This window comes from Orrella sp. 11846 (assembly GCF_048820935.1).
Taxonomy (GTDB): Bacteria; Pseudomonadota; Gammaproteobacteria; order Burkholderiales; family Burkholderiaceae_B; genus Algicoccus.
Genome location: NZ_JBMERD010000002.1, coordinates 75,125 through 89,083, shown reverse-complemented (window position 1 = coordinate 89,083; position 13,959 = coordinate 75,125). Strand labels below are relative to the sequence as shown.

The 13,959-nt window shown below is 52.0% G+C and carries 11 protein-coding genes; 5 read left to right on the top strand and 6 right to left on the bottom strand.

Translation table 11 applies throughout. The features are described from left to right. Positions 1–13: 13 nt before the first annotated feature. Both ACOI06_RS02015 and ACOI06_RS02010 read left to right on the top strand, forming a co-directional pair. A complete protein-coding gene (locus tag ACOI06_RS02015) occupies positions 14–694 on the top strand; it encodes a protein-L-isoaspartate O-methyltransferase family protein (protein WP_420660815.1) in 681 nt (226 codons plus the stop codon). Between the two features lie 34 nt (positions 695–728). After that, complete coding sequence (locus ACOI06_RS02010; protein ID WP_420660814.1) at positions 729–2,120, top strand: TolC family outer membrane protein; 1,392 nt, start codon at positions 729–731, stop codon at positions 2,118–2,120. A gap of 66 nt (positions 2,121–2,186) precedes the next feature. On the opposite strand, the gene rfaE2 is transcribed toward ACOI06_RS02010, so the two are convergent. From rfaE2 to ubiE, 5 genes are all read right to left on the bottom strand, one after another. Further along, positions 2,187–2,669 carry a D-glycero-beta-D-manno-heptose 1-phosphate adenylyltransferase gene (gene rfaE2, locus ACOI06_RS02005; RefSeq protein WP_420660813.1) on the bottom strand — a complete coding sequence of 161 codons (483 nt, stop codon included), beginning with the start codon at positions 2,667–2,669 and terminating at the stop codon, positions 2,187–2,189. A 21-nt stretch (positions 2,670–2,690) separates the two neighbouring features. Further along, positions 2,691–4,244 (bottom strand): ubiquinone biosynthesis regulatory protein kinase UbiB, encoded by a 1,554-nt coding sequence (gene ubiB, locus ACOI06_RS02000; RefSeq protein ID WP_420660812.1) that lies wholly within the window; start codon positions 4,242–4,244, stop codon positions 2,691–2,693. Continuing rightward, the gene (locus ACOI06_RS01995) at positions 4,241–4,891 is read right to left on the bottom strand and encodes a hypothetical protein (RefSeq protein WP_420660811.1); all 651 of its coding nucleotides are present in this window, start codon (positions 4,889–4,891) and stop codon (positions 4,241–4,243) included. The genes ubiB and ACOI06_RS01995 overlap by 4 nt, the downstream gene beginning before the upstream one ends. Before the next feature lie 138 nt (positions 4,892–5,029). Further along, positions 5,030–5,938, bottom strand: coding sequence for a Tim44 domain-containing protein (locus ACOI06_RS01990; protein WP_420660810.1), 909 nt, complete (start codon positions 5,936–5,938; stop codon positions 5,030–5,032). Between the two features lie 151 nt (positions 5,939–6,089). Further along, positions 6,090–6,830: a bifunctional demethylmenaquinone methyltransferase/2-methoxy-6-polyprenyl-1,4-benzoquinol methylase UbiE gene (gene ubiE, locus ACOI06_RS01985; protein WP_420660809.1), complete on the bottom strand. Its 741-nt coding sequence runs from the start codon at positions 6,828–6,830 to the stop codon at positions 6,090–6,092. 286 nt (positions 6,831–7,116) lie between these two features. Here ubiE and ACOI06_RS01980 point away from each other — a divergent pair, with 286 nt between their 5' ends. Genes ACOI06_RS01980 through ACOI06_RS01970 form a run of 3 tightly spaced genes read left to right on the top strand, consistent with a single transcriptional unit; the run spans position 7,117 to position 9,653 of the window. Further along, entirely contained in the window at positions 7,117–7,842 is a 726-nt protein-coding gene (locus ACOI06_RS01980) for a 5-oxoprolinase subunit B family protein (RefSeq protein ID WP_420660808.1), read from the top strand. After that, positions 7,839–8,846, top strand: a complete 1,008-nt coding sequence (locus tag ACOI06_RS01975; protein WP_420660807.1) for a biotin-dependent carboxyltransferase family protein — start codon at positions 7,839–7,841, stop codon at positions 8,844–8,846. Before ACOI06_RS01980 ends, ACOI06_RS01975 begins: the two co-directional genes overlap by 4 nt. A gap of 45 nt (positions 8,847–8,891) precedes the next feature. Beyond that, positions 8,892–9,653: a LamB/YcsF family protein gene (locus tag ACOI06_RS01970; protein ID WP_420660806.1), complete on the top strand. Its 762-nt coding sequence runs from the start codon at positions 8,892–8,894 to the stop codon at positions 9,651–9,653. Between the two features lie 276 nt (positions 9,654–9,929). On the opposite strand, the gene ACOI06_RS01965 is transcribed toward ACOI06_RS01970, so the two are convergent. After that, on the bottom strand, positions 9,930–13,865 hold the full coding sequence (locus ACOI06_RS01965) for a DUF3683 domain-containing protein (RefSeq protein ID WP_420660805.1): 3,936 nt from the start codon (positions 13,863–13,865) through the stop codon (positions 9,930–9,932). Positions 13,866–13,959: the final 94 nt, after the last annotated feature.

Below are 13,959 nucleotides of genomic sequence, written 5' to 3'. Positions count from 1 at the left end.
TGACTGAATATCAATGAAACCTTCTAGTTTGCCAGATATGGAACGGGCCCGTTACAACATGATCGAACAGCAGATCAGGCCCTGGGATGTGAGCGATCAAGCCGTGCTTGATGCGTTGTGTGAAGTACCTCGCGAGCGGTTTGTACCGCAAGAGTTTCGTGGCATTGCATTTTCTGACTTGGAAGTGCCACTCGTCATCCATGGTGTGGACACCATGCAAACGATGTTGCCACCGCGAATGGAAGCGCGTTTGACACAAGCTCTGATGCTCAACGCCAACGACTGTGTACTCGAAATCGGCACAGGCTCTGGCTATCATGCTGCGGTTTTAGCACATTTGAGTCGCCAGGTGACGTCTGTCGAACTGGACCCCCGTCTGGTTGAGTTTGCCAAACACAATCTGACTCAGAACAAAATCGAAAACGTCAAAGTGGAAACCGGTGACGGCAGCCAAGGCTGGGGCTCAATCGAGCACGATGCCATTTTGGTGACCGGCGCATTGCCAGCCGTTCCAGACACGATGAAATATCAATTGCGTGAAGGAGGCCGACTGGTCGCTGTGATCGGTCATGCACCCGTGATGACAGTGGTTCGTATCACTCGCACCACTGCGGCAAGTTTTGAGACAGAAAATCTCTTTGAGACTGTCATCAAACCCTTGTCAGGCCCCAAAGTGTCACATTTTAAATTTTAAGCGTGACACGCGTCTGATTGGAGTCCTGATCGCGATGAAGCCTATGCTACGGTCTGCCCTGCTTGCGTGTTTTTGTTTGTCAGCTTCGCTGCCAGTCTATGCACTCGACTTGGCACAAGCGTGGAAACTCGCGCTGGAACGTGATGCCACCTATGCATCCGCACGTGCCCAACAGCGTGCCTCGCAACAAAAGATGCCTCAGGCCCGAGCGGGGCTACTCCCCAAATTGGAAGGTTCTGTCACCGGAACCTTCCAGGATAGTCGCGCGACCGGCAGCCTGGATCAGGTTTATAACCATCAGCGTGCCGTTTGGACTCTCACACTGACTCAGCCTTTATTTAACTGGGCATCCATTCAGAGTTACGAGCAATCCAAACTCATTGTGACCAACAGCGATGTGCAATTGCAACTTGCTTATCAAGATCTGTTGCTCAGAGTCAGCCAAGCCTACTTTGATGTGCTCATTGCACAAGACACATTAACCGCGCTGAAAGCTGAACAACGCTCTGTGCGCGAACAGCTAACGGCTGCTCGTCAACGCTTTGAGCTCGGTGAAGCCACGGTGACGGACGCACTCGAAGCCCAAGCCCGAGACGATCTCATTGGCGCCAGTATTCTGGCCGCTGAAAACGATCTCACCAACGCAGAAAACGAACTAGCCCGCATGATCGGCCAATACCCCGATCCTGGCACACTTTACGAACTGCCTTACACTGTCACTTTGCCTGGTCCTAAACCTGCCAAACTGCAAGACTGGACTGATCAGGCAGCTAGTGCAAACTTAAACGTGATTCAAGCCAGACTACAAAGTCGAATTGCAGAACACGATATTCAAATTGCCAAAGCGGGGCACTACCCTACCGTCAGTCTGAGTGCTCAGGCTACGAGTAACAGTGCAGGCAACTCGGCGGTTCGACCGATTTACGGCGGTCGCACCATCGACAACTCAGTGGGTCTGACTTTAACCATCCCCCTGTACGAAGGAGGTCGAATCAACGCCAATGTCGTTGAAAAAGCCGAACTTCAACAAAAGTCTGTCTATGACCTTGAAGGTCAGCGTCGGTTGGCCATTCAAAAAGCACGCCAGTATTACAACGGCGTTCAGACAGACCTTGCTCGAATTAAGGGCTTACAAGCTGCTGAGAAGTCTGGACTTTCAGCGCTGAGCGCCAACCTCGCAGGCTATCAGATCGGGGTTCGAATCAACCTAGACGTGTTGAATGCGCAGCAACAACTGTTCGTGACCAAACGAGATTTATCCAAAGCGCGGTACCAAGCCCTGATGAATGGCTTGCGCTTGAGAGCCAATAGCGGTGTATTGTCAGAAGCTGATTTAGCGGGCGTTAATTCCCTGCTCAAAGCGCCAGGCACCCCTGGCACCGGCATCATGCACGGCATCAATTTGCCACGTGCTGGACGTTTCTAAACATCGCTAAAACTGTCTGAACACAATCCACCTCATCACATGATGACATGGACTGATTCTTTATTGTCAAAGGCGAATCTTACGCACCAGTGCCGTCGTTGAACGATCGTGATCAAACGCAATCGCTTTAGCGTCCCCACCCCAAGAACGGACAAGCGTCGTTTCGGGCAAGGCTTCCATATCGTAGTCACCACCCTTCACAATCAAATCCGGACGTAACGCTTCGATTAATGCGCATGGCGTATCTTCCTCGAAGATGGTCACGGCAGACACACTTTCCAATGCGGCTAGCAACGCGGCACGATCCTGTTCGGTATTCAGCGGTCTTTCGGGTCCTTTGCCTAAACGTCTGACCGAGGCATCACTATTGACTCCCACAATCAGGACAGTCCCCATTTGGGCGGCCTTATCCAAATACGTCACATGGCCACGGTGTAACAAATCAAACACGCCATTGGTGAACACCACGCGCTTGCCTGCAGGCAAGGACTGACACCAAGCCTGACAAGCCTGGCGATCCATGATCTTGGTTTCAAATCGAGCAGTCATGAAGCGCTTTTGATCTCCATTTTAAAACACACCTGTGTGATGGAACCAAACCAGTACACAGAGCACCAACATGACTAGCACGGCCGTCAACAAACGATTGCTACGCTGACGTTCACGGCGCATCAGTCGCAGCTCGTGTAAGACGGCTGGATTCTCGTCCGGGCGACTTAATTGTTTATGTATCAAACGTGGTAACTCAGGCAATAACTGAGCCCATTGACCGGCTTCCATTGACAACTTACTGCGAAGACCCGTAAAACCAATGCGATCATGCATCCACTTTTCTAGAAACGGTTTGGCTGTCGCCCACAGATCCAATTGCGGATCCAATTCACGCCCCAAGCCTTCCACATTCAGTAGGGTTTTTTGTAGTAACACCAGCTGCGGCTGGATTTCTACATGAAAGCGTCTAGACGTCTGAAACAGGCGCAATAAAACCTGACCGAGCGAGATATCGGCGAGCGGTCGATCAAAGTAAGGCTCACAAACCGCTCGAATCGCCCCTTCTAGCTCTTCTTCACGCGTTGTCGGTGGCACCCAGCCAGATTCAATGTGAAGACGCGCAACCCGTCTGTAATCGCGCTGAAAAAACGCTAAAAAGTTTTGTGCTAGATAGTTCTTATCAAACTCAGACAATGAACCCACAATGCCAAAATCCAACGCGATGTACTGACCTAGGCTGTCTTTCTGATCCGAGACATAGATATTGCCCGGATGCATGTCTGCATGGAAAAAACCATCATCAAACACTTGGGTAAAGAAAATCTCCACCCCGACTTTGGCCAGTGCTTTGATATCAACACCCGCATCGCGCAGATAGTCCACCTGACTCACAGGCACACCAAACATGCGCTCCATGGTCATGACACGCGTCGCACAATAATCCCAATAGACCTCAGGCACACGCAACAAATGGCCTCTTGGCGAATCTGGCATAAAGTTTCTGCGTAACTGACTGCAATTGGAGGCTTCACGCAACAAATCAAGTTCATCATGCAGATATTTGTCGAATTCGGCCACCACTTCACGCGGTTTTAAACGCCGTGCATCGGGCGACAAACGTTCAAAAATCCCGGCAAATGTGCGCATCAGCGCCAGATCGCCTTCAATGAACTCCAGCATCCCAGGGCGCAGTACTTTCACCGCCACTTCGCGACCATCGTGCATGCGCGCAAAGTGCACCTGCGCTACCGACGCTGAGGCAACCGGATCGCGCTCAAAATGCGCAAACAGCTCTGAAGGCGGTGCACCTAACGATTCTTCAATGATTTTGGCAGCTTGTTCCGATGGAAACGGCGCGACATGGTCTTGCAGTAGAACCAGTTCATCAGCAATATCTTTGGGGATTAAGTCACGCCGTGTCGACAAGACTTGACCAAACTTCACAAAAATTGGCCCCAAGGACTCCAACGCAAGTCGCAAGCGAACGCCGCGCGACTCTTTGGGCACACGACCCATGCGGGCCAAACGCAACAGACGAGCCGCCCACGGATGATCAAAACTCGACAGAGCCAACTCATCAAGGCGATAGCGCAAACTGATAATCAAAATGCGCATGGCACGCAAAAACATCATGCCAGATCCCCTGAAGAAGACGAGCTTCGTTGCTGTAATGCCTGTAAACGATCAGCTCGCTCAGACAGTGTTTTTAATCGCGCACTCAGGGAGTAGAGTTGGGATTTCAGGGTCTCTAAATTCTGTGTCTGATCCTGCAATACGGGAGTTGGTGTCACCGTTCGCGTTTCATACGCCAGATATTCGACTAGATTGTCACGGGCATTTTGACCCACGCCCACAACCGTTTGCACCAGTGCCTTTGTATTGTCCACGAACGCTTGTGCAGCCACATCACCGATCCAATCTGACAACACATCAGCGGGTTCAATGCGCCAGTAACGAGCCCAATTCGACAACGTCTGGGCCATCGCCGCATCGCCTGTGACATGGAGTAAGCCCGGCAAATCTGGCCAATCCTGACCAGGACGCCAGCCCGAGGTCATTAATTTTTGCAGATCAATGCGCAACACGACGTTTGGCACGATCGATTTGTCAGCGGGTGACAGAGTCCCATCATGCAAGATCGTGAGCGCAATTGTTTGTGAGCGGACACAGACATGGAACGTACCGCCTGCATGCTGCGCAAGGAGCGCACACGTTGCAGGCTGTCGACGTAGAAAAACATTCAGAAAATTGACTGGCCACACAAAAGGGCTGGGTGCCAAAGCCGTCAATGAAGAAAGTGCGCGTTTAATGGTGCCACCCCACTCGAATTACCGTGAACGTCATGAGTGTAACGCCTTCGCACAACCATCAGGCTATCAGCGGGTCGTCAACCATGTAACAGACCCGCCACAGAGACATCAAACTTGCTGAATACCTGCCAACAACCAACCTTGGTTGTCTGGTTTTTCAAGGTTCCAGACTTCTTCAAAGCTCGCGGCTTCAGGTGCATCATCTTCACGGATCATGCCTGAAAAACGCACGCTCGCCATATAACCATCGTGGAGCTTCTCGATGCCCAGCAATTCTGCATTCAGCATCACCACATCCGTTGGCTTGTGCTCTGTGCGTGCTTGCAATTGACCTGCAAACTCACCATAGAGGTCTTCAGTCAAACGTGCACGCAGGGTGTCGTGATCTGCATCATCCCAAGCTTTCTGCACCGCGACAAACTGACGCTTGGCTTCGTCCAGGAATGTTTGCTGATCAAAATCAGCTGGAATAAACCAGGAACCCACCACAGGCTCAGAAGCGGTTGCTGCACCGGCACCACCAAACTGCTGGCGGTTTTGCGCTGCTTGACCGGGTGCTTCAAACATTTGACGCTGGTGGTTTTGACCTGTTGCGCCGCCTGCTCCTGCACCTTGATTGGCCGTGCGTGCAGCCGAATTACGTGCCGCAAAATAACGGAACGCAAACAGAACGGCACCCGCGATCAAGGCGATCACCAGTAAGTCAGCCAAAGCACCGCCCAGACCGAAGTGTGACAAGAGTGCAGCCAGACCCAAACCAGCGGCAATCCCTGCCAAAGGACCTAACCAACGTGAACCACCGGCTTTTGCACCCTGAGCAGCCGCAGCACCTCGAGCGGGCGTCGCTGCTGCAGGCGTTGCCTGACGTTTCTGCATGACATTAGCCGACTGACGACCTGAGCTAAAGCCACCACCGAATCGGCGGGCTTCCGCGTCAAAGGATGCTGTCACCATGACCAAGGTACTGCCGACAACCATCAGAACTGCCAACAACTTTGAAAAAAAACGATTCTTCATACAAACCTCTTTAAGAAGGATTCCGTCGCGGTTGGTTATCACCAAACCCGACAGGGTAATGTGCGTTTTTAGATAAGATCGGGCGCGATGTCAACTGTTTTCCACAGTTTTACGTTAAATAAATTCAAATAACCGCCGATACCCCTGACCCTCAGGATAGACGAACGCCTTCGTGAACTGCGACCAGACCCGCACTTAAATTAAAATAGTCAGTTCGCGCAAAGCCCGCATCCTGCAGCATCACTTTTAAAGTCTCCTGATCGGGATGCATGCGGATTGATTCGGCCAGATAGCGGTAGCTCTCTTCATCATTGGCCACTTTTTTACCCAACCACGGTAAAACATTAAACGAATACCAGTCATAAGCTGGCTCTAGCGCTTTCGTAACTTTGGAGAACTCGAGCACCATCAGTTTGCCGCCCGGACGTAAAACTCGGTACATCTCTGCCAAAGCCTGATCCTTATGCGTCATGTTGCGCAAACCAAATGCCACAGTCACCCGGTCAAAGTATCGATCAGGAAACGGCAATGCTTGAGCATCACAGACTGCGACTGGCAATAACAAACCCGCATCTACCAATCGGTCTCGACCAACCCGCAACATCGACAAGTTGATATCGGTGGCCCAGACTTCACCTTTGGCACCTGCACTACGCGCCATTGCTTTGGCCAAATCCCCTGTACCACTGGCAATATCCAGCACTTTCATGCCAGGGCGAACGGCAACGCGCGAGAGTGCGAATTTTTTCCAGAGTCTGTGCATCCCACCTGACATGAGGTCGTTCATCACGTCATAACGTGAGGCCACCGAATCAAAGACTTCAGCGACCAAATCGGCCTTCTGGGATTCATCAACGTTGCGAAATCCGAAGTGTGTTTGCTTTTCTGACATGCGTGATATTTGTGCCTTAAGGCACCCTTCTAATGAGAGGTGGGGGCAACCCCCGACAAAACAGAATGTCACTATGGTAGACGATTCGGGTCTGTCACCCGACACAACGCCCCTGCCCCTAAGTGCAATCCTGTGGCATGATGCCAATTCGTGATGTATTTATTCGCCATTTTACGCGCAAACGATGCATAACAATTTTTGGTGACAAGAAGGTCTGCATAAAGCGTGACAATTCACTTTGCACATCTTCTGGATCATCCATATCCAAACTGGAGACAGCCTATTCATGTCTGAACACACGATCCGGCACGAAGGTGATCGCTGCATCATGGTTAGTCTAGGGCAAGTGATAGATGAATCGACTGGCCTGAAATGTCTGGCACTCGCCGATCAGCTGCGTGCGCTCAATCTCGCAGGTGTTCAGGACATTGTGGCGTCTTATGTGTCTGTGGCCGTTCACTACACGCCCGATCCGGCACTGGGCAATGATCCGGCTGGTGCGATCAAAGAGGCGATACACAACACACTCACCACGCTGTCTGACCAGAGTCTGACTCAACTCAGCGGACAAGTTGTCAGACTCCCCATCTGCTATGGCGGCGCCCATGGGCCAGACCTTGAAGAAGCCGCAACGATGGCCGGCTTGTCACCAGAAGCATTCATTCAAGCGCACCATGCCCAGCCATTGCGAGTATTCTCGCTTGGGTTTGCACCCGGCCAACCCTATATCGGTGTGCATGACGAACGTTTTGCCATTCCCCGCCGTGCCACCCCGCGTACAGCCGTGCCACCTGGCTCACTGGGGGTTGCCAACCGCCAAAGCACGCTCTATCCCAATGTTTTACCCGGTGGGTGGATGATTATCGGGGCAACCCCTGTCCCCTTATTCGATGCACACGCTTCTGAACCATCCCGACTGAATCCTGGTGACACTGTGTACTTTGAACCTATAAGTGAAGCCGAGTTTGACGCCATTCGGCGCGCAAACCCAACCCAAGAGTCTCGATCATGATGTACGTCCAAAGACCCGGTTTGCTTTCAAGCTTCCAAGACTCAGGGCGTTGGGGTTATCAACATCTAGGCGTCTCAGTCACTGGGGCCATGGATACGCTGGCACACCGTTTAGCCAATTTGATCGTTGGCAACCAGGAAAACGATTGCGCCACCCTAGAGATGACGCTCATGGGGCCAACATTGCGTTTTGATAGCGCCTGCTGTCTGTGCCTGACCGGGGCCGATATGCAAGCACATTGTGACGACAAACCAGTCACCCCCTACCGCCCATTTATTGCTCGCAAAGGACAAACCTTGCGCCTTAAAACCGCAGCCAAAGGCACCCGCACCTACCTGTCCGTTTTTGGTGGATTTACCATCCCCTCGTTACTCGGTAGCCAAAGTACGTATCTGCGAGCGGATCTAGGTGGGTTTCAGGGGCGTGCCTTACGGGCAAAGGATCAAATTAAGATTCACCAGCCTCTACCTGACAACGCATCACGTCTGGACGCCTTAGAAACAGCGCTACGGCAGATCAATGTTTATTTACCTGCTTCCATCGCTCAGTTCGTCAGCCACCGCTCTGATCTGCGCTTTCTCCATGGCGAGCACTGGAACGACTTCACACCAGAGGCCCGTCAAGCGCTGGTGAAGTCACGCTGGCGCATCTCAGCCGACTCAGAACGCATGGGCTATCGCTTGGAAGGGCCTGAGTTGCACACGAAACAAGCGACACAGATTCTCTCTGGTCCGACGTCATTTGGCACGATTCAGGTCCCGGGTTCAGGTCAGCCCATTGTGCTGATGGCCGATCGTCAGACCACAGGGGGATATCCTAAAATCGCCACCATTGCGACTGTTGATTTACCCGCGCTCGCACAAAAGCGTCCGGGGGAATACATTGAGCTAACGCCCATTCGCCACAGCCGGGCTCAGGCACTGGATTTACGCCGTGAACAAGCTTTTGCGCAACTAACTGTCACATCACGACATATTCAACAGCTCATTGAAAAACACATTTAATATCAAGCATCATCAAACACACACATCTTGCCAGGAGACTCCACAATGACGCTCTCAATTGATTTGAACTGTGACATGGGCGAAAGCTTTGGACTTTGGCGTATGGGCCAGGATGAGGCCATGATGTCACTCATCAGCTCGGCCAACATTGCGTGTGGGTTTCATGCCGGTGATCCGGCGATTATGCGCGAGACAGTGGCTTGCGCACTCGCACACGGCGTCTCTGTGGGCGCACATCCTGGCCTGGCTGATCTGCAAGGTTTTGGTCGACGCGCCATCCCGACCACTGAACAACAAGCATATGACCTCACCGTCGTGCAAGTCGGTGCACTCGCCGCAGTGGCCGCCAGTCAAGGGGGACGCCTGAATCATGTCAAAGCGCACGGCATGCTGTACAACATGGCCGTCAAAGATCGGGCGATTGCTCGTGGCCTTGCTCGTGCCGTCCATGACGTCGATACCACATTGATTTACTTTGGGCTTGCCGGCAGCATCATGATCGAAGAAGCACAGGCACTGGGGCTTAAAACGGCTCAAGAAGTGTTTGGTGATCGCACCTATCAACCAGATGGATCGCTCACACCACGTCAAGAACCAGACGCCATGATCACCGATGTGCAACAATCCGTTGCTCAAGTCCTTCAAATGGTGCAACAAGGCACAGTCACAGCTCGTGATGGCTCAGTCATCGCAGTCCAAGCGGACACACTCTGTCTACATGGTGATCAACCCGGTGCGGTCGGATTTGCGCAAGCGATTGTGCAAGCGTTAACGGCCGCGAACGTCGCGATCCAGTCACCGAAGTGACAGTGCGATCACAGCACAAGCATCGAGCGCTTAAAAATTGATCAAAAAGCCACATTCTTTGTGGCTGTCATTTGCTAAAATAGCACCAACAACACCCGCCACACTTCAGGTTGACCCGCAAGTGTCTGTCTCGTGCTCCCAGGGTGGGTTTCTTTTTTGTGAGTCGCTCTAAAAAACAGATTAAAGCGACTCACATCACAGCCCAATCACCAAGCAGCCCAATCACCAAGGCTACTGTTCTTCAGCTTTCGGTGATGCGTGCGTATTACAGCTGAGTTAGACCAGAACGCGCTCAATCCCACCTTGGTTTGCCACTCGGACGTAATCTTCCATCCAGGTCGTCCCCAAAATGTGTTTGGCCATTTCCACTACGATGTAATCGGCATCGGCACCAATGTCATCGCTATAACGCGACATACCCTGCAAACAGGACGGGCAGGAAGTCAACATCTTAAGTTCACCCTTAAATCCGTCTTCGCGCAAGGTTGCGACGTTTTTATGGAGCTCTTCTTCCTTTCTGAAGCGCACTTGCGTGGAAATATCGGGTCTGGAAACTGCTAAAGTACCGGATTCACCACAGCAACGATCGGCTTTAATGACTTGATCACCCACGAGTGAACGCACAGTATCCATCGGATTGCGTTGCTTCATAGGGGTATGGCAAGGATCGTGGTACATGTAGCGCACGCCATCCACACCTTCAAGCGCAATGCCTTTTTCCAGAAGGTATTCATGGATATCAATCATGCGGCATCCCGGGAAAATGCTCTCAAAGTCATACGCTTGAAGCTGATCAAAGCAAGTTCCACAACTCACGACAACCGTTTTAATATCGAGATAATTCAACGTATTGGCCATACGGTGAAACAGCACACGGTTATCTGTCACCATTTGTTCGGCTTTGTCATACATGCCGTTGCCGCGCTGCGGATAACCACAGCAAAGGTAACCTGGGGGCAACACGGTTTGCACACCGGCGTGCCACAGCATCGCCTGCGTCGCTAACCCAACCTGAGAGAACAAACGCTCGGAACCGCAACCGGGGAAATAAAACACGGCTTCTGTATCGGACTGGGTGCGTTGTGGATCACGAATGATCGGCACGTAATCCGGATTCTCAATATCGAGCAGCTTACGCATGGGTTTTTTAGGCAAACCACCGGGCATTTTTTTGTTAATAAAGTGCACGATTTGCTCACGCAAAGGCGCTTTACCCACGGTTGATGGTGGCGCAGCCGTTTGTTTTTCTGCGGGTTTAGCCAGCACATCATGCGCTAAACGCTGCACTTTGTAACCCGTTGAAATCATGGCCTTACGGGTCACGTTAATGGCTCTGGCATCTTTGGTGTTCAAAAAGAACATCGAAGCCGCTGTCCCGGGATTGAATGATTTCTTGCCCATACGACGCAACAGCGCCCGCATGTCCATGGACACATTCCCAAAATCAATGTCAACCGGACAGGGGTTAAAACACTGATGGCAAACGGTACAGTGGTCTGCGACATCTTCGAACTCTTCCCAGTGACGCAAGCTCACGCCACGACGGGTTTGCTCTTCATACAAGAATGCTTCGATCAACAAAGAGGTCGCCAGAATCTTGTTTCTAGGCGAATACAACAAATTCGCACGCGGCACATGCGTGGCACACACGGGCTTACATTTACCGCAACGCAAACAGTCTTTAATGGACTCACTAATTTTGCCGATATCACTTTGTTGCATGATGAGCGATTCATGTCCCATCAAACCAAAGCTAGGTGTCCAGGCATGGCGCAAATCAGAACCGGGCATTAATTTGCCGGCATTAAAGTGACCATGCGGATCAATGCGGTTTTTGTAATCTTGGAAAGGTTTGAGCTCTTCAGGTGTCAAGAATTCGAGTTTGGTCAGACCAATACCATGTTCACCCGAAATCACACCATCCAGATCACGGGCGATTTTCATGATGCGCACCACGGTTTCATTGGCTTCACGCAGCATATGGTAGTCGTCTGAGTTGACCGGGATGTTGGTGTGGACGTTACCGTCACCGGCATGCATGTGCAAGGCAACAAACACGCGGCTTTTTAGGACCCGGGCATGCACAGCTTGCAATTCTGTCATCGTCGGCGCAAACACATGCCCACCAAAAATCGTGCGCAAGTGGCTCAGAATCTCGGCTTTCCAAGAGATCCGTAAAGTGTGATCCTGCACCACATCAAATAGGGTCGCTTGTGCTTCTTCCTGCAAGCGTTTATCCACCATTGGCACAAGATCTTGCAAGCCATAGGTTTCAAACGCACCGCGCAGTTCTACCAGTGGCACATCCAGATTATCCAACACCCATTGCCAGCGTGCTTTCACAGTCTGTAAAAGGCTCAATGCCTGCTGACAACGCTCCTGAACCAGTTCCGGACTGACAATCATGTCTGTAGTTTTAGGGCGTGGCAGTGTCAAAGGTTCGTTGAGTCGTTTGATTAACTCATCAATCAAACGCAGTTTATTGGCGGTAGACAGCTCAATATTTAAGCGTTCAATCGCATCGGTGTACTCACCCATCCGTGGCAATGGAATCACCACGTCTTCATTGATCTTAAATGCATTGGTATGACGTGCAATCGCCGCTGTTCGCGCGCGATCGAGCCAGAATTTTTTGCGGGACTGTTCACTGACCGCGACAAATCCTTCACCATGTCGTGTGTTGGCCATACGCACGACTTCACTACAGGCAGCCGCCACTTGATCGGCATCGTCCCCGACGATGTCACCAATCAACACCATTTTGGGTAAACCACCGCGTTTACTCTTGGTGGTGTAACCCACTGCACGCAGATAGCGTTCGTCTAGATGCTCCAGACCCGCGAGGATTGCTCCACCGCTGCGAGTTTGCGCATCCAGATAATCTTTAATTTCGACAATCGATGGGATGGCATTGCGCGCCTGTCCAAAGAACTCGAGACAGACTGTACGCGTGTGCTCGGGCATACGGTGCATAATCCAGCGTGCAGCCACAATCAGACCATCACAGCCTTCTTTTTGCACACCGGGCAAACCCGCTAAAAACTTGTCGGTGACATCTTTACCCAAACCGACTTTACGGAAACGTCGACCTTCGACCTCAAGTACTTGCTCCTGCAAGACTTTCTCACCGGCGGGTAAGGTTCCATCCGACCAGACCAGTTCAAAGCGTGCGACGTCCACATCGTGAATCTTGCCCAAGTTATGGTCCAGACGTGTCACTTCCAGCCAGTTTCCTTGGGGGTCGACCATGCGCCACCAAGCGAGGTTATCTAGCGCTGTACCCCAGAGAACGGCTTTCTTGCCGCCCGCGTTCATGGCGACGTTGCCGCCTACACAGGACGCATCGGCTGAAGTTGGATCGACCGCAAAAATATAGCCCGCAGCCGCTGCCGCATCGGCCACACGACGTGTTACCACACCCGCGCCTGTGCGAATCGTTGCCACCGGCTCATCCACACCAGGCAGCTGCGACATTTCCAACGGCTCAAGGGTGTCGAGCTTTTCTGTGTTGATTACCGCACTGCGCCAGCTCAGCGGCAATGCGCCCCCGGTGTATCCAGTGCCACCACCTCGTGGCACGATCGTCAGACCCAGCCCAATACAGCCTCGCACAAGGCCGGCCATCTCGGCTTCACTATCCGGCGTGAGCACCACAAACGGATACTCCACACGCCAGTCCGTGGCATCAGTCACATGCGAAACCCGTGACAACGCATCAAATTTGATGTTGCCGGGTGCTGTCAGCTTACTTAAAGTCTGCTGCACTTTTTTACGCAAATCACCGGTTTGTACAAACGTCGCTTCAAAATCAGCCACGGCACGTCGGGCATGCGCAAGCAAAGCGGCGACTTTGTCGTCACGCTCGAGATTGTCTGAGCCTCGGCGTTTGTCAATTTCTTGCAAACGATGCTGCATGGCTTCAATTAACTGTGCGCGTCGCTTGGGACTATCGAGAAGATCATCAGTCAAATACGGATTGCGTTGAACAACCCAGATGTCGCCCAAGATTTCATACAACATCCCGGCAGACCGTCCGGTTTGACGCTCAGACCTTAAGTCATTGAGCAATTCCCAGGCTTCGACGCCCAGAATACGACTGACCACTTCCCGATCAGAAAAGGATGTGTAGTTATAGGGAATCTCCCGCAAACGGGCAACACCCGGCTCAGGAACAGACGTGGCAAGTAAATGGCTGGCAGTAGGAGCGTTCATCTCTTTGTTTTGCAAATAATGAGCGGCACCGAGTCGGCACCATGGATGACATAACACCTCATTTTAAAGGACAAGACCCGCTTCACAGTGCATC

Excerpts from the sequence above, each read along its gene's own strand:
- ACOI06_RS02015 (WP_420660815.1), top strand. The coding sequence starts at position 14 with ATGAAACCTTCTAGTTTGCCAGATATGGAACGGGCCCGTTACAACATG.
- ACOI06_RS02010 (WP_420660814.1), top strand. The coding sequence starts at position 729 with ATGAAGCCTATGCTACGGTCTGCCCTGCTTGCGTGTTTTTGTTTGTCA.
- rfaE2 (WP_420660813.1), bottom strand. The coding sequence starts at position 2,669 with ATGACTGCTCGATTTGAAACCAAGATCATGGATCGCCAGGCTTGTCAG.
- ubiB (WP_420660812.1), bottom strand. The coding sequence starts at position 4,244 with ATGATGTTTTTGCGTGCCATGCGCATTTTGATTATCAGTTTGCGCTAT.
- ACOI06_RS01990 (WP_420660810.1), bottom strand. The coding sequence starts at position 5,938 with ATGAAGAATCGTTTTTTTTCAAAGTTGTTGGCAGTTCTGATGGTTGTC.
- ubiE (WP_420660809.1), bottom strand. The coding sequence starts at position 6,830 with ATGTCAGAAAAGCAAACACACTTCGGATTTCGCAACGTTGATGAATCC.
- ACOI06_RS01980 (WP_420660808.1), top strand. The coding sequence starts at position 7,117 with ATGTCTGAACACACGATCCGGCACGAAGGTGATCGCTGCATCATGGTT.
- ACOI06_RS01975 (WP_420660807.1), top strand. The coding sequence starts at position 7,839 with ATGATGTACGTCCAAAGACCCGGTTTGCTTTCAAGCTTCCAAGACTCA.
- ACOI06_RS01970 (WP_420660806.1), top strand. The coding sequence starts at position 8,892 with ATGACGCTCTCAATTGATTTGAACTGTGACATGGGCGAAAGCTTTGGA.
- ACOI06_RS01965 (WP_420660805.1), bottom strand. The coding sequence starts at position 13,865 with ATGAACGCTCCTACTGCCAGCCATTTACTTGCCACGTCTGTTCCTGAG.